The 16,171-nt window shown below is 49.5% G+C and carries 14 protein-coding genes; all 14 read left to right on the plus strand.

The window, feature by feature from the left end:
- The first annotated feature begins 67 nt into the window (after positions 1 to 67).
- Complete coding sequence (wcaJ, locus tag AB8804_RS22675; protein WP_371190180.1) at positions 68 to 1,462, plus strand: undecaprenyl-phosphate glucose phosphotransferase; 1,395 nt, start codon at positions 68 to 70, stop codon at positions 1,460 to 1,462.
- Position 1,463: 1 nt separating this feature from the next.
- Positions 1,464 to 2,942 (plus strand): colanic acid undecaprenyl disphosphate flippase WzxC, encoded by a 1,479-nt coding sequence (wzxC, locus tag AB8804_RS22680; protein WP_371190181.1) that lies wholly within the window; start codon positions 1,464 to 1,466, stop codon positions 2,940 to 2,942.
- Between the two features lie 17 nt (positions 2,943 to 2,959).
- Positions 2,960 to 4,240: a colanic acid biosynthesis pyruvyl transferase WcaK gene (wcaK, locus tag AB8804_RS22685; protein WP_371190182.1), complete on the plus strand. Its 1,281-nt coding sequence runs from the start codon at positions 2,960 to 2,962 to the stop codon at positions 4,238 to 4,240.
- Positions 4,237 to 5,457 (plus strand): colanic acid biosynthesis glycosyltransferase WcaL, encoded by a 1,221-nt coding sequence (gene wcaL / locus AB8804_RS22690; RefSeq protein ID WP_371190183.1) that lies wholly within the window; start codon positions 4,237 to 4,239, stop codon positions 5,455 to 5,457. The genes wcaK and wcaL overlap by 4 nt, the downstream gene beginning before the upstream one ends.
- A 12-nt stretch (positions 5,458 to 5,469) precedes the next feature.
- Positions 5,470 to 6,867, plus strand: a complete 1,398-nt coding sequence (gene wcaM / locus AB8804_RS22695) for a colanic acid biosynthesis protein WcaM (RefSeq protein WP_371190184.1) — start codon at positions 5,470 to 5,472, stop codon at positions 6,865 to 6,867.
- A 183-nt stretch (positions 6,868 to 7,050) separates the two neighbouring features.
- Positions 7,051 to 8,046 carry an NAD-dependent epimerase/dehydratase family protein gene (locus AB8804_RS22700; RefSeq protein WP_371190185.1) on the plus strand — a complete coding sequence of 332 codons (996 nt, stop codon included), beginning with the start codon at positions 7,051 to 7,053 and terminating at the stop codon, positions 8,044 to 8,046.
- 216 nt (positions 8,047 to 8,262) lie between these two features.
- Positions 8,263 to 9,159: a UTP--glucose-1-phosphate uridylyltransferase GalF gene (gene galF, locus AB8804_RS22705; RefSeq protein WP_371190186.1), complete on the plus strand. Its 897-nt coding sequence runs from the start codon at positions 8,263 to 8,265 to the stop codon at positions 9,157 to 9,159.
- A gap of 406 nt (positions 9,160 to 9,565) precedes the next feature.
- A complete protein-coding gene (locus tag AB8804_RS22710) occupies positions 9,566 to 10,756 on the plus strand; it encodes a UDP-N-acetylglucosamine 4,6-dehydratase (protein WP_371190187.1) in 1,191 nt (396 codons plus the stop codon).
- A 15-nt stretch (positions 10,757 to 10,771) separates the two neighbouring features.
- Entirely contained in the window at positions 10,772 to 11,914 is a 1,143-nt protein-coding gene (locus tag AB8804_RS22715) for a LegC family aminotransferase (protein WP_371190188.1), read from the plus strand.
- Between the two features lie 2 nt (positions 11,915 to 11,916).
- Positions 11,917 to 13,083: a UDP-N-acetylglucosamine 2-epimerase gene (gene neuC, locus AB8804_RS22720; RefSeq protein WP_371190189.1), complete on the plus strand. Its 1,167-nt coding sequence runs from the start codon at positions 11,917 to 11,919 to the stop codon at positions 13,081 to 13,083.
- A 6-nt stretch (positions 13,084 to 13,089) separates the two neighbouring features.
- Positions 13,090 to 14,163: an N-acetylneuraminate synthase gene (neuB, locus tag AB8804_RS22725; RefSeq protein ID WP_371190190.1), complete on the plus strand. Its 1,074-nt coding sequence runs from the start codon at positions 13,090 to 13,092 to the stop codon at positions 14,161 to 14,163.
- Positions 14,156 to 14,821: an acetyltransferase gene (locus tag AB8804_RS22730; protein ID WP_371190192.1), complete on the plus strand. Its 666-nt coding sequence runs from the start codon at positions 14,156 to 14,158 to the stop codon at positions 14,819 to 14,821. Before neuB ends, AB8804_RS22730 begins: the two co-directional genes overlap by 8 nt.
- Before the next feature lies 1 nt (position 14,822).
- On the plus strand, positions 14,823 to 15,881 hold the full coding sequence (locus AB8804_RS22735) for a nucleotidyltransferase family protein (RefSeq protein ID WP_371190193.1): 1,059 nt from the start codon (positions 14,823 to 14,825) through the stop codon (positions 15,879 to 15,881).
- The coding region (locus AB8804_RS22740; RefSeq protein ID WP_371190194.1) for a cytidylyltransferase domain-containing protein at positions 15,878 to 16,171 on the plus strand (294 nt) is incomplete at its 3' end. The genes AB8804_RS22735 and AB8804_RS22740, both read left to right, overlap by 4 nt.

A 16,171-nucleotide genomic window follows, 5' to 3' on the forward strand; every position in this document is an offset into this window, starting at 1 on the left:
CCTGAACACCCTCTCCCCTTTGGGGAGAGGGCAGGGGTGAGGGGGGGGGGGAACTAAAGGAACAACGATGACGAATCTAAAAAAGCGCGACCGAGCGAGAACGAATGCATCGTTAATCTCTATGGTGCAGCGATTTTCTGATATCACCATCATGGTCGGCGGATTGTGGCTGGTGTGTCAGATTAGCGGGCAGCCGTTCTTATATATGCACCTGCTGATGGCGCTTATCGCGCTGGTGGTGTTCCAGATGATCGGCGGAATGACCGACTTCTACCGCTCGTGGCGCGGCGTGAAGATGACGACCGAGCTGATGCTGCTGCTGCAAAACTGGACCCTGAGCCTGATTTTCAGCGCCGGGCTGGTGGCCTTCAGCCATGCCTTCGATAACCGCCTCGTTACCTATCTGAGCTGGTATCTGCTCTCCAGCGTTGGGATGGTGGTCTGCCGCTCGCTGATTCGCTTTGGCGCAGGCTGGCTGCGCAACCGCGGCTATAACACCCGCTACGTGGCCGTGGCCGGTGATTTACCGGTGGGGCAGGTGCTGCTCGACAGCTTCCGCAAAGAGCCTTGGCTCGGCTTTGAGGTCGTCGGGGTTTATCACGATGCGAAGCCCGGCGGCGTGCCCGCGGAGTGGGCGGGCAGCTACGATCAGCTTATCGACGACGCGAAGGCCGGTAAAATTCACAACGTCTATATCGCGATGCAGATGAAGGACGAGTCGCGCATCAAAGCGCTGATGCGCGAGCTGGCGGATACCACCTGCTCGGTGATCCTCATCCCGGACGTGTTTACCTTCAACATCCTCCACTCCCGCATTGAAGAGGTGAACGGCGTGCCCGTCGTTCCGCTGTACGACACGCCGCTGTCCGGCATCAACCGCCTGCTGAAGCGCGCGGAAGATATCGTGCTCTCGTCGCTGATCCTGCTGCTGATCTCCCCGGTGCTGTGCTGCATTGCGCTGGCGGTGAAGCTGACCTCGCCCGGCCCGGTGATCTTCCGCCAGACCCGCTACGGCATGGACGGCAAGCCGATCATGGTGTGGAAATTCCGCTCCATGAAGGTGATGGAAAACGACAGGGTGGTCACCCAGGCGACGCAGAACGATCCGCGCGTGACCCGCGTCGGCAACTTCCTGCGCCGCACCTCGCTGGACGAGCTGCCGCAGTTTATCAACGTCTTTACCGGCGGGATGTCCATCGTCGGGCCGCGCCCGCACGCGGTCGCCCACAACGAGCAGTACCGTTCGCTGATTGAGGGCTACATGCTGCGCCACAAGGTGAAGCCGGGCATTACCGGCTGGGCGCAAATCAACGGCTGGCGCGGCGAGACCGATACGCTGGAAAAAATGGAAAAACGCGTCGAGTTCGACCTGGAGTACATCCGCGAGTGGAGCCTCTGGTTTGATATCAAGATCGTCTTTCTGACCGTGTTCAAAGGTTTTGTTAACAAAGCGGCGTACTGAGATGAGCTTACGAGAAAAAACCATCAGCGGCGCGAAATGGTCAGCGATGGCGACCATCGTCATCATCGGCCTGGGGCTGGTGCAAATGACGGTGCTGGCGCGCATCATTGATAATCACCAGTTCGGCCTGCTGACCGTCTCGCTGGTGATTATCGCCCTCGCCGATACGCTCTCCGACTTTGGCATCGCCAACTCGATTATCCAGCGCAAGGAGATTAGCCATCTGGAGCTGACCACGCTCTACTGGCTGAACGTCGGGCTGGGGATCGTCGTGTTTGTGCTGGTCTTCTTCCTGAGCGACGCGATTGCGCAGGTGCTCCACAACCCGGACCTGGCCCCGCTGATGCGCACCCTGTCGTTCGCGTTTGTGCTGATCCCGCACGGGCAGCAGTTCCGCGCGCTGATGCAAAAAGAGCTGGAGTTCAACAAGATCGGCATGATTGAGACCAGCGCCGTGCTGGCGGGCTTTACCTTTACCGTGGTCAGCGCCCATTTCTGGCCGCTGGCGATGACCGCCATTCTCGGTTACCTGGTCAACTCCGCCGTGCGCACGCTGCTGTTCGGCTACTTTGGCCGCAAGATCTACCGCCCGGGGCTGCACTTCTCGCTGGCGTCCGTTTCGTCCAACCTGCGCTTCGGCGCGTGGCTGACGGCGGACAGCATCATCAACTACGTGAATACCAACCTTTCCACCCTGGTGCTGGCGCGCATTCTCGGGGCGAGCGTCGCGGGGGGCTACAACCTGGCCTATAACGTCGCCGTTGTGCCGCCGATGAAGCTGAACCCGATTATCACCCGCGTACTGTTCCCGGCGTTTGCCAAGATTCAGGACGACACCGAAAAGCTGCGCGTGAACTTCTACAAGCTGCTCTCGGTGGTGGGGATCATCAACTTCCCGGTGCTGCTGGGGCTGATGGTGGTGTCCAGCAACGTTGTGCCGCTGGTGTTTGGCGAGAAGTGGAACAGCATCGTCCCGATCCTGCAGCTGCTGTGCGTGGTGGGGCTGCTGCGCTCCGTGGGGAACCCGATCGGCTCGCTGCTGATGGCGAAGGCCCGCGTGGATATCAGCTTTAAGTTCAACGTCTTTAAAACCTTCCTATTCATTCCGGCGATTATCGTCGGCGGGCATACGGCGGGCGCCATCGGCGTGACGATCGGCTTCCTGCTGGTGCAAATCATCAATACCGTGCTGAGCTACTTCGTGATGATCAAGCCGGTGCTGGGCTCCAGCTATCGCCAGTACATCCTGAGCCTGTGGCTGCCGTTTTACCTTTCGCTGCCCACGCTTGCGGTGAGCTATGGCCTGGGCATCGTGCTCAACGGCCATCTGCCGCTGGCCGCGCTGCTGGCGGTGCAGGTCGCCGCGGGGGCGCTGGCCTTCGGCGTGATGATCGTGCTCTCGCGCAACGCGCTGGTGGTGGAGATGAAGCGCCAGTTTTGCCGTAACGAAAAAATGAAAACGCTGCTTCGCGCAGGCTAGTTCTTTAAGAGGCCATTATGAAATTACTGATTCTTGGCAACCATACCTGCGGCAACCGTGGCGACAGCGCCATCCTGCGCGGTTTACTGGATGCGATTAACACACTCAATCCTGACACCGAAGTGGACGTGATGAGCCGTTATCCGGTCAGCTCGTCCTGGCTGCTGAACCGCCCGGTGATCGGCGATCCGCTGTACGGCCAGATGAAGCAGCACAACAACGCCGCGGGCGTGATGGGGCGCGTCAAAAAAGTGCTGCGCCGCCGCTACCAGCACCAGGTGCTGCTTTCCCGCGTGACCGACACCGGCAGGCTGCGCAACATCGCGATTGCCCAGGGCTTTACCGACTTCGTTCGCCTGCTCTCCGGCTACGACGCGATTATTCAGGTTGGCGGCTCGTTCTTCGTCGACCTCTACGGCGTGCCGCAGTTCGAGCACGCGCTCTGCACCTTTATGGCGAAAAAGCCGCTGTTTATGATTGGCCACAGCGTCGGGCCGTTCCAGGATCCGCAGTTTAACCAGCTGGCGAACTACGTCTTTGGCCACTGCGACGCGCTGATCCTGCGCGAATCCGTGAGCCTCGACCTGATGAAGCGCTGCGACATCGACACCTCTAAAGTGGAGCACGGCGTCGACACGGCGTGGCTGGTGGACCATCAGGACGACAGCTTCCAGGCGAGCTACGCGGTGCAGCACTGGCTGGACGTGGCGGCGAAGCAGAAAACCGTGGCGATTACCCTGCGCGAGCTGGCGCCGTTCGACAAGCGCCTCGGCACCACCCAGGCCGCCTACGAGAAGGCGTTCGCCGAGGTGGTGAACCGCGTGCTGGACAGCGGCTATCAGGTGCTGGCGCTCTCCACCTGCACCGGCATCGACAGCTACAACAAGGATGACCGCATGGTGGCGCTCAACCTGCGCGGCCTGGTCAACGATCCGTCGCGCTATCACGTGGTGATGGACGAACTGAACGATCTGGAGATGGGCAAGCTGCTTTCAGCCTGCGACCTGACCGTGGGCACGCGCCTGCACTCGGCGATTATCTCCATGAACTTTGGCACACCCGCCATTGCGATTAACTACGAACACAAGTCTGCGGGCATCATGCAGCAGCTCGGCATGCCGGAAATGGCGGTGGATATTCGCCACCTGTTGGACGGTTCGCTGGGGGCGATGGTCGGCGATACGCTCGGCCAGCTGCCTGCCATCAACGAGCGCCTGGCCGCGGCGGTGAAAACCGAGCGCGAAAAGGGCATCGCGATGGTGAAATCCGTGCTGGATCGCGTCGGGGAGGGGAAATGAAGGTTGGCTTTTTCCTGCTGAAATTCCCCCTGTCGTCCGAGACCTTCGTGCTGAACCAGATCACCGCGTTTATCGATATGGGATACGACGTGGAGATTGTCGCCCTGCAGAAGGGCGACACGCAAAACACCCATGCGGCCTATACCCAGTATGGGCTGGAGGCGAAAACCCGCTGGCTGCAGGACGAGCCGGGCGGGCGGATAAACAAGCTGCGCTATCGCGCCGGCAAGACCCTGCGCGGCATCCATCGCGCGTCGACGTGGCGGGCGCTGAACGTTTCCCGCTTCGGGGCGGAATCCCGCAACCTCATCCTGTCGGCCATCTGCGGGCAAACCCAGGCGCCGTACCGCGCGGACGTGTTTATTGCCCACTTTGGCCCGGCGGGGGTCACGGCGGCCAAGCTGCGCGAGCTGGGCGTGATTGAAGGCAAAATTGCGACCATTTTCCACGGTATCGACATCTCCAGCCGCGAGGTGCTGAACCACTACACGCCGGAGTACCAGCAGCTGTTTCGCCGCGGCGACATGATGCTGCCGATCAGCGACCTGTGGGCCGGACGCCTGAAAACGATGGGCTGCCCGAGCGACAAAATCACCGTCTCGCGCATGGGCGTGGACATGGAGCGCTTTACCCAGCGTCCGGTGAAGGTGCCGGGCAAGCCGCTGCAGATCATCTCCGTGGCGCGCCTCACCGAGAAGAAGGGGCTGCACGTGGCGATCGAGGCCTGCCGCCAGCTTAAGGCGCGCGGCGTCGATTTTCGCTATCGCATCCTCGGCATTGGCCCGTGGGAGCGTCGGCTGCGCACGCTGATCGAGCAGTATCAGCTGGACGATCTGGTCGAGATGCCCGGCTTTAAGCCGAGCCACGAGGTCAAGGCAATGCTCGACGAGGCGGACGTGTTCCTGCTGCCCTCCGTCACGGGCACCGATGGCGATATGGAAGGGATCCCGGTAGCGCTGATGGAGGCGATGGCGGTAGGCATTCCGGTGGTGTCGACGCTGCACAGCGGCATTCCCGAGCTGATCACGTCCGAGCATTCCGGCTGGCTGGTGCCTGAAAATAACGCGCTGGCGCTCGCCGATCGCCTGGCCGCATTCAGCGATATCGACCAGCAGACGCTGGTTCCCGTGCTGCGCAACGCCCGACAGAAGGTCGAGGCCGATTTTAACCAGCAGGCGATCAATCGCCAGCTCGCGAGCCTGCTGCAAACGCTGTAACGCCGAGGTTGTATGCTGAAAAAGATTACCCGACGCCATTTTGTTTCAACGCTGTCCGTTCTGGCGGCCATGCCGCTCCTGCCGCTTCGCACCGCGCGGGCGGCAGCGGGAAAGACGGTTTCCGTGAATCAGTACAACAAAAACGACTGGATCGCCGCCTTTAAGCAGGCGTTTAGCGAAGGCGATACCGTTGTTGTCCCCGCCGGGCTGACCTGTGAAAACATCAACACCGGCATTTTTATTCCTGACGGCAAAACGCTGCTGATCCGCGGCGCGCTGACCGGCAACGGCCGCGGACGGTTCGTGCTGCAGGAGGGGAGTAAGGTCATCGGAGAGGGGAAGGGGCGAACCGAGAATATCACCCTCGACGTGCGCGGCTCTGACTGCGTGATAAAAGGGCTGGCGATGAGCGGTTTTGGCCCGGTGACGCAAATCTACATCGGCGGTAAAAAGCCGAAAGTCATGCGCAACCTGCTCATTGATGACATCCACGTAAGCCAGGCCAACTACGCCATTCTGCGCCAGGGCTTCCATAATCAGGTGGACGGCGCGCGGATAACCAACAGTACGTTCAGCCACCTGCAGGGCGACGCCATCGAGTGGAACGTCGCCATTAACGATCGCAACATCCTGATCTCCGACCACGTGATCGACAACATTAACTGCACCAACGGCAAGATAAACTGGGGGATTGGCATCGGCCTCGCGGGCAGCACCTACGATAACGACTATCCCGAAAAGCAGACCGTAAAAAACTTCGTGGTCGCAAATATCACGGGCAGCAACTGTCGACAGCTGGTACACGTTGAAAACGGTAAACACTTTATTATCCGTAATATAAAAGCCGCCAATATCACACCTGACTTCAGTAAAAAAGCGGGAATAGATAACGCAACCGTCGCGATATATGGCTGTGACAACTTCGTTATTGATAATGTCGATATGGTAAACTCTGCCGGAATGCTAATCGGTTATGGTGTTATCAAAGGCGATTATCTGTCGATTCCCCAGAACTTTAAGCTTAACGATATTCGTCTGGATAACCGCAGGCTTGCCTACAAGCTGCGCGGGATACAGATCTCCTCCGGGAACGCCACCTCGTTTGTGGCCATCACCAACGTGGACATGCAGCGCGCGACGCTTGAGCTGCACAACAAGCCCCAGCACCTCTTCCTGCGCAATATCAACGTGATGCAGGAGGCCGCCGTGGGACCTGCGCTGAAGATAAATTTCGATCTGCGCAAGGACGTGCGCGGGAAGTTTATGGCCAAAGAGGAGACGCTCCTGTCGCTTGCGAACATCCATGCGGTGAATGAGAAGGGGCAAAGCTCGGTGGATATCGACCGGGTGGACCAGCAGGTGGTGAACACGGAGCGGCTGAATTTTGCGCTGCCGCCAAACGGGAAGTGATGCATAACTCATCTGGCGCGGCTTAGCCGACCGCGCCCCCTAAATTTTGTTACTGAACTCAGTAGTGTTAAGGTTTATAATCCATGTCAACATGTGCCGGATTTGTTCGATTAGTAGCTATGCCTCAGGGAAGAAAATGTATACCAGAGGTGTGACAAAAACATATAACGCATTGAGTAGTGTATGAACGGAAAAGTTTTGTTTATTGGCGCGTCTGGTTTCGTTGGGACCCGTTTGATCGAGATTTCTCAGGCTGAGTTTGATGTCACTAACTTCGACAAACAGCAAAGTCACTTTTACCCAGAAATCACCGTTTCAGGTGATGTGCGCAATCAGGATCAACTCGATCGGGCTCTGGCTGGTTTCGATACCGTTGTGTTGCTGGCAGCTGAACACCGTGATGACGTAAGCCCAACATCGTTGTACTACGATGTAAACGTTCAGGGAACGCGTAACGTGTTGGCAGCAATGGAAAAAAATAATGTAAAGAACATTATCTTTACCAGTTCTGTTGCCGTGTATGGCCTCAACAAAGTCAATCCTGATGAGACTCATCCACACGACCCATTCAACCACTACGGTAAAAGCAAGTGGCAGGCTGAAGAAGTTCTGCGCGAATGGTTCAACAAAGCGCCGGAAGCGCGCTCTTTAACGATCGTTCGCCCTACTGTCATTTTCGGTGAGCGTAACCGCGGAAACGTATACAACCTGCTAAAACAGATTGCAGGGGGGAAGTTCGCGATGGTCGGGGCAGGGACTAACTACAAGTCCATGGCCTACGTTGGCAACATCGTCGAGTTTATCAAGTTCAAACTGAGTAATGTTGAGCCTGGTTACAATGTCTACAACTACGTTGATAAACCCGACCTGAATATGAATCAGCTGGTGTCGGAAGTTGAGAAAAGCCTCAGTAAGAAGATCCCATCCGTTCACCTTCCTTATCCTCTCGGCATGCTAGGAGGGTACTGCTTTGATATTCTCAGCAAGGTTACGGGCAAAAAATATGCAATCAGCTCGGTCCGCGTGAAAAAATTCTGTGCCACCACTCAGTTTGACGCCACAAAAGTGCACAGCTCTGGCTTCAATGCTCCTTACACACTCTCACAGGGTTTGGATCGTACGTTGAAGTATGAATTTGTGCATGAAAAGCAGGATGACATTACGTTCGTATCTGAATGATGAACGACGGGCTGCGATTTGTCGGAAACAGAGCTTCCATCGGTTTTTTAAGTAAGGTTTCCGATAATTCTGGGTCACGTTAGGCACGTTTTGCAGTTAAGTTGTATCAGTTACAGTTCAAAACGTGATTTGCATACGGCGTAGTTGACTTCATTCATCAGATAATTTGCGGGATCGGGTCTATACTTCGTCAACCATTTTAAGGTGGAAGATATAATGATTAATTTGAAAGCAGTCATACCGGTAGCGGGTCTGGGCATGCATATGCTGCCAGCCACGAAGGCAATTCCTAAAGAGATGCTGCCGATCGTCGACAAGCCAATGATTCAGTACATTGTCGACGAGATTGTTGCTGCAGGGATCAAAGAAATCGTCCTGGTTACCCACTCTTCCAAAAATGCGGTTGAGAACCACTTCGACACCTCTTACGAACTGGAAGCGCTGCTTGAACAGCGCGTCAAGCGTCAGCTGCTGGCAGAAGTTCAGTCTATCTGTCCGCCAGGCGTGACCATCATGAACGTGCGCCAGGCGCAGCCGCTGGGCCTGGGCCACTCAATTTTGTGCGCCCGCCCGGTTGTGGGTGACAATCCATTTATCGTGGTCCTGCCGGACATCATCATCGATACCGCTTCAGCTGACCCGCTGCGCTACAACCTGGCGGCGATGGTTGCTCGCTTCAACGAAACGGGCCGCAGCCAGGTGCTGGCAAAACGCATGAAGGGCGATCTGTCTGAGTACTCTGTAATCCAGACGAAAGAAGCGCTGGAGACGGAAGGGCAGGTGAGCCGCATCGTCGAGTTTATCGAAAAACCGGATCAGCCGCAGACCCTGGAATCTGACCTGATGGCAGTAGGCCGCTATGTGCTGAACGCCGACATCTGGGCCGAGCTGGAAAAAACCGAGCCTGGCGCCTGGGAGCGTATTCAGCTGACGGATGCAATTGCCCAGCTGGCTAAAAAACAGTCCGTTGACGCGATGTTGATGACGGGCGATAGCTACGATTGCGGTAAGAAGATGGGCTACATGCAGGCGTTTGTGAACTATGGCCTGCGTAACCACAAGGAAGGGGCGAAGTTCAGAAGCCGGATTGAGAAGCTGTTGGCTAACGGCTAATACGCACTTACCACCGAAAGCGGCAAACGACCAGTCAGAGCATGAAAGTGATGCCTGACTGGCCTTTGCCGCTTTTGCGTTTTGAAATGGCAAATATAACAATGGGTTATGTACCGTTTTTTGGTAGTCGTGTTTGATGATTTATGCTTGTTTCTGAAGGCGTTTAGGACGACAATTACTAACTGTTTTGCGAGTTTAAGTTCGCAGATAACTATAAATTTTAACTTCATGCAGTGCACTGGTAGCTGTTAAGCCAGGGGCGGTAGCGTGTCTTTTGATACTCTAAGTTGCCTTTTAGTGGTGATTTAGGACATGAGTAATAAATATTAACTGTCAAGATTTTTATCATTAGATATTCTGAGTCACACAGTTTTTATTTAATATAACGCAACAAACTGGACAAAATATGGTCAATATACTCCAACTTATTGGGCGCAATAAAGCGTTATTTGGTGATGATGTATCTGGGAATGAAAAAGAATTAAAGCGAATAGTTTCCACATCTCGTTTTCTTGTTTTGGGTGGAGCTGGTTCTATTGGGCAGGCCGTCACAAAAGAAATATTCAAACGTAATCCGAAAAAGTTACATGTTGTAGATATCAGTGAAAACAATATGGTTGAACTTGTGAGGGATATACGTAGTTCGTTTGGTTATATTGATGGAGACTTTCAGACATTTGCATTAGATATTGGTTCAATAGAATATGATGCCTTTATTAAGGCAGACGGTAAATATGATTATGTTCTGAATTTATCTGCGCTTAAACATGTGCGTAGTGAAAAAGATCCCTTTACTTTGATGCGCATGATCGAGGTAAATATTCTCAATACCGATAAAACGATTGAACAATCAATTACGGCTGGCGTTAAGAAATTTTTCTGTGTGTCAACTGACAAGGCTGCAAATCCGGTCAATATGATGGGTGCATCGAAGCGTATTATGGAAATGTTCTTAATGCGTAAAAGTGAACAAATAGCTATTTCCACTGCTCGTTTCGCAAATGTCGCTTTTTCGGATGGTTCACTTTTGCATGGTTTTAACCAACGGATTGAGAAGCAGCAACCACTGGTTGCACCTAATGATATAAAACGTTACTTCGTCACTCCGCAAGAATCTGGTGAACTCTGTTTGATGTCCTGTATTTTTGGCGATAATCGCGATATTTTCTTCCCAAAATTAAGTGAAGCACTACACCTTATCTCATTTGCAGATATTGCAGTTTTATATCTTAAACAGCGTGGCTACGAGCCACATCTATGTGAAACCGAAGACGAAGCTCGCGAGTTGGCCAAAACGTTGCCTGCTCAAGGTAAATGGCCATGTTTATTTACCTCAAGTGATACTACCGGTGAGAAAGACTTCGAAGAATTCTTCACCGAAAATGAAACACTTGATATGCAGCGATTTAATAATCTGGGCATAATCAAGAATGAACCTTTGTATGATCCAGCACTACTGGCCCACTTTGAAGCGCGCATCGAAGAGATGAAAAAATCTTTAGAGTGGAATAAAGACGATATTGTAAAACTGTTCTTTGAAATGATCCCTGACTTTGGGCATAAAGAAACAGGTAAATATCTCGATAGCAAAATGTAAGCAAGGCATTCTCGAATGAATATAAAATCAATTGTCGAATTTGTTCGTGACGTATACAAGACGGATGAATTTATTCCCTTGCATGCGCCAGTATTTGATGGCAACGAAAAAAAATATGTTCTGGATACGCTGGACAGTACATTTGTATCAAGCGTCGGTAAATACGTCGATGATTTCGAGCGAAAAATGGAATCCTACACCGGAACGTCACGAGCTGTCGCGACGGTTAATGGAACTGCCGCTCTAAGCGCAGCGTTGTATCTTGCAGGTGTTAAGCGGGGCGACCTGGTTATTACCCAGGCTTTAACATTTGTTGCTACCTGTAATGCACTTTATCATTTGGGGGCAGAACCTGTTTTCACTGATGTCTCGCCAGTCAGTTTGGGATTGTGTCCGGTTGCTCTTGAGAATTGGCTATTAGAAAATGCGGCGTTAACCGATAAAGGGTGCGTACACCGTAAAACTCATCAGAATATTCGTGCAGTTGTTCCAATGCATACCTTCGGACATCCTGTAGAGCTGGATGAGCTTATTGATGTATGTAAGAAATGGCATCTTGTTCTGGTTGAGGACGCAGCTGAAAGTTTAGGGTCTTTCTATAAGGGAAGGCATACCGGTACACTGGGTGAGTATGGTGCTCTAAGTTTTAACGGTAATAAAATTATCACTACGGGTGGTGGTGGAATGGTTTTCTGTCGTTCTCCTGAAGCTGGAATCCGTGCGAAGCACATAACCACGACGGCAAAAGTTCCGCATCCATATGAATTTTATCATGATGAGCCGGGCTTCAATTATCGTATGCCAAATCTTAACGCAGCGCTTGGCTGCGGGCAAATGGAACAGCTTGACGTTTTCTTGAAACGAAAAAGATCATTGGCTCAACGTTACGAGCGCTTTTTTGAAGGTTCAGAATTTGAGTTTGTAAAAGAACCATCCTACGCTAAATCCAACTACTGGCTGAATGCAGTAATTTGTGAAAATAACGATTCACGAGATGCTATTTTAGCGGAAATGAATGCGTCTAATGTAATGGTTAGACCAATATGGAAATTAATGCATCGCCTGCCAATGTTTGAAAGTGCTATGCGTGATGATCTTACTAATTCCGAGAAAATAGAAGCCCGCCTGATAAATTTACCAAGCTCTCCAGTGGCATGAAGATGGATAATAGAGTAAAGCGTAAAGTAGCTGTATTCACCGGTACAAGAGCTGAATACGGACTACTATATTGGCTACTTAAAGATATACAGAATGACAATGATCTGGATCTACAACTTTTGGTGAGCGGTATGCATCTCTCACCAGAGTTTGGAAATACCTGGCAGCAGATTATGCAAGATGGCTTTCCTATTAGTGAGAAGATTGAAATTCTGTTGTCATCTGATACTGCTGTTGGAACAGCTAAAAGTATAGGTGTTGGCGTATTGGGATTTGCTGATGCATTATCGAGGCTACAGCCTGACATTTTGGTAATACTTGGCGATCGCTTTGAAGCGCTTGCAGCAGCACAGACTGCTATGATCTTGCGCATACCAGTGTTTCATCTTCATGGGGGGGAGAAAACAGAGGGTGCTTACGATGATGCAATTAGGCATGCCATAACAAAACTTAGTTACCTTCATGGTACTTCCACCGAAGAATATAAAAAAAGAGTTATACAGCTAGGGGAAGAACCAACACGAGTTGAAAATGTGGGGGCAATTGGATTAGATCATTTAAAACGAGGGCATTTTCTTAATTTAAATGAACTTTCGAAATCGTTAAACTTTTCCTTAGAAAAACCCTATTTTCTTGTGACTTATCATCCTGTGACTTTAGCGGCGGAACCGGCTGAGGAAAGTTTTTGCGCTTTACTTACCGCTCTCGATTCATTTCCCGAGCATCAAGTCATTCTCACATACCCAAATGCAGATGATGGTGGACGTGTAATTATTCCATTATTGGAAGCTTATGCATCAAAACAACGTGACCGTGTAGTTGCAATTCCTTCTTTGGGACATTTACGGTATCTGAGTGCAGTTAAGCATGCAGCTGCTGTAATAGGAAATTCATCGAGTGGAATTATAGAAGTTCCTTCATTCGATGTTCCTACAGTAAATATTGGAGAGAGGCAAAAAGGTCGCCTCGCAGCAAAAAGTGTAATCGACTGTGTTGCAAAGAAACAATCAATTATTGATGCAATAAAAATTGCAATATCACGTAGTTATAAAGAATCTTCAGAAGCCATTATAAATCCTTATGGTCAGGGGGATGCTAGTTCTAAAGTAATAAAAATGATTAAATCAATGAAGTTTGGAAAAAATAAGATTTTTTACGACATTAAGTGAAATTCTATGACACTAATAATTGCTGAAGCAGGCGTTAATCACAACGGTGATGAAAAATTAGCATTTAAACTCGTCGATGCAGCATTCAAAGCTGGGGCTGATATCGTCAAATTTCAAACATTTAAAGCAAAAAATCTAGTTACTGAAAAAGCAGTACAAGCCGATTATCAGGTAAATAATACAGGTAAGAAAGAATCACAATTAGATATGCTCAGTCGGCTTGAACTTTCTTGGGAGGCGCATCATGCTCTTTTGGCATACTGCAAGTCCTTGGGAATAGAATTCCTTTCGACAGCTTTTGATCATGAAAGCCTCAATTTCCTTGTGAACGACTTAGGACTAACACGCCTAAAATTACCATCTGGTGAATTAACGAATGCGCCGCTTGTGTTGCAGCATGCCAGAACGGGCTGTGATATTATAGTTTCAACAGGTATGGCAACTTTATCAGAAATTGAGATGGCGTTAGGTGTTATAGCTTTTGGTTATACAACAAAAGCTGACTCTGAACCAGGCCTTGAAGCTTTCCAGTTAGCTTATGCTTCACCTGAAGGACAACAGGCCTTAAAAGATAAGGTAACGCTACTCCACTGCACTACCGAATATCCGGCGCCATTTAATGAGATTAATTTACGCGTATTAGATACTTTGGAACATGCATTCAATCTCCCAATAGGCTATTCCGATCATAGTGAAGGTATTATTATCCCAATCGCTGCAGTTGCTAGAGGCGCTACGGTGATTGAAAAGCATTTCACGTTAGATAAAACAATGGATGGCCCCGATCATAAAGCATCCTTGAATCCTGATGAACTCAAAAACATGGTTGATGGAATCCGGCAGATAGAATTGGCTCTAGGATGTTCATTGAAAAGTCCGACGATTTCAGAAATAAAGAATAAAGTGATAGCAAGAAAAAGTATTGTGGCATCAGCTCAAATAAAAGCGGGAGAGAAATTAACCGAGGATAATGTTGCAATCAAACGGCCAGGCGGTGGGCTATCACCTTATCGATTCTGGGATATATTAGGAAAAAAAACAAATAGGGACTATTTACCTGGAGATTATATCGTTGAGTAAACTCGATTCTCCTGTATATGTTATAATTGGTTCAGGCGGACATTCCCGTGTTTTGGCGGAAATTCTTCAGAAGTTGAACGGGAAAATAACTTGTGTAGTATCCTTGACTCCACCAGATGATGTGGGAATATTTTCAAACGTAAAACATTTGACAGATGCTGAATTTTTGAAGTTAACCAAGGGACCTGGCGCTCCATTAATAAATGGAATTGGTCATATACCCTATAGTAACATTCGTGAAGAAGTATATGATAAGTATTCTGCATTAGGATATAACTTTGAGTCGATAGTCTCGCCAGATGCAATAGTTTCGCCTAGCAGCATTTTGAGTAGTGGAGTACAGGTACTCCCTGGGGCTATCGTTCAGTATGGAGTTCAGGTAGGGCAGAATACAATATTAAATACTGGTGCAATAATTGAGCATGATTCTATTATAGGTGCTAACTGTCATATTGCACCAGGCAGTGTTATTTGTGGGGGCGTGAGAATTGGGCATTCAACAATTATTGGCGCTGGGGCTATCCTAATACAAGGAGTAAAAATTGGAGACAGATGTATTATCGGTGCCGGAGCTGTAGTGACAAAAGATATAGACTCTGGAAGCGTTTGTTATCCACCACGTCCACATATTGACAAAATAACACAAGTGAGAAGTTGAAATGAGCAAAAATTGGGAAAATGTTTTAATCTCACCAGAGCATAATGTAAGAAAAGCATTAAAAATCATTAATGATGAAGCATTGCGGATAGCTATTGTTGTAGATGAGCATCGTAGATTACTTGGTGTAGTAACCGATGGTGATATTCGGCGTGGAATTCTAAATAATATCGATCTTGATGCTAGTGTAACTAATGTGATGAATGTTTTGCCAAAAATTGCTTCTTCAGACATGTCGCAAGCTCAATTGATAAATATGATGGTCGAAAATGGCATTTTGGCAATACCTATTATCGATCATGAAACAAATCAGATCATTGGTTTAGAAACCTTAGAAGGGAAAATAAAGCGCAAGCGCTATGATAACCCAGTATTCATTATGGCCGGGGGTTTTGGCACAAGATTACGACCTCTAACTGATTCATGTCCAAAACCTATGTTAAAAGTAGGTGATAAACCTATTCTAGAAACATTACTCCTTCAGTTTATCGATGCTGGTTTCCATAATATTTTTATCTCAACGCATTATATGGCAGATCAGATAACTGAATATTTTGGGAATGGTGCTAAATGGGGAGTTAACATTGAATATGTATTTGAGAAAGAGCCTTTAGGAACTGGGGGGGCATTAGGACTCTTGCCCAAACATGCCCCTCAACTACCATTAATTATGATTAATGGAGACGTTTTGACAACAGTGGATCTACAAAAATTACTGAATTTTCATAGCGATGCTAGTGGCCTTGCCACCATGTGTGTACGAGAATATGAGTATCAAGTTCCTTATGGCGTAATTGAGGGAAATGGAAATCGAATCACTAGTATGGTGGAAAAACCGGTACACCGCTTTTTCGTAAATGCTGGGATTTACGTAATTGAGCCTGCGATTTTTAAGAACGTTCCAGAAAATCATAAAATCGATATGCCTTCATTACTTGAGGAGTATATCGCATCAGGACACTCTATTATGATGTTTCCCATTCATGAATATTGGCTCGATATTGGTCGAATGGATGATTTTAATAAAGCTCAACTTGATTATAAAGGTCTTTTCAAATGACATACAAGCTTGCGTTGATCCCTGCACGGGGAGGAAGTAAAAGAATACCCGATAAAAATATTAAAATTTTAAATGGTGAGCCGTTGATCGCTTGGACAATTTTAGCTGCAAAGGAAAGTGGTCTGTTTGATGAGATATTGGTCAGTACTGATTCTGAAAAAATAGCTGCTATTGCAGATGATTACGGCGCAAGCGTGCCTTTTCTTCGGCCATCACAAATCTCAGGGGACACAGCTACTACAGCCGAAGTCGTAAGACATGCTGTAAATTATATTGAAAATGTCAATAGT

It is taken from the genome of Enterobacter sp. KBR-315C3_2022, from assembly GCF_041399425.1.
GTDB lineage: Bacteria > Pseudomonadota > Gammaproteobacteria > Enterobacterales > Enterobacteriaceae > Enterobacter.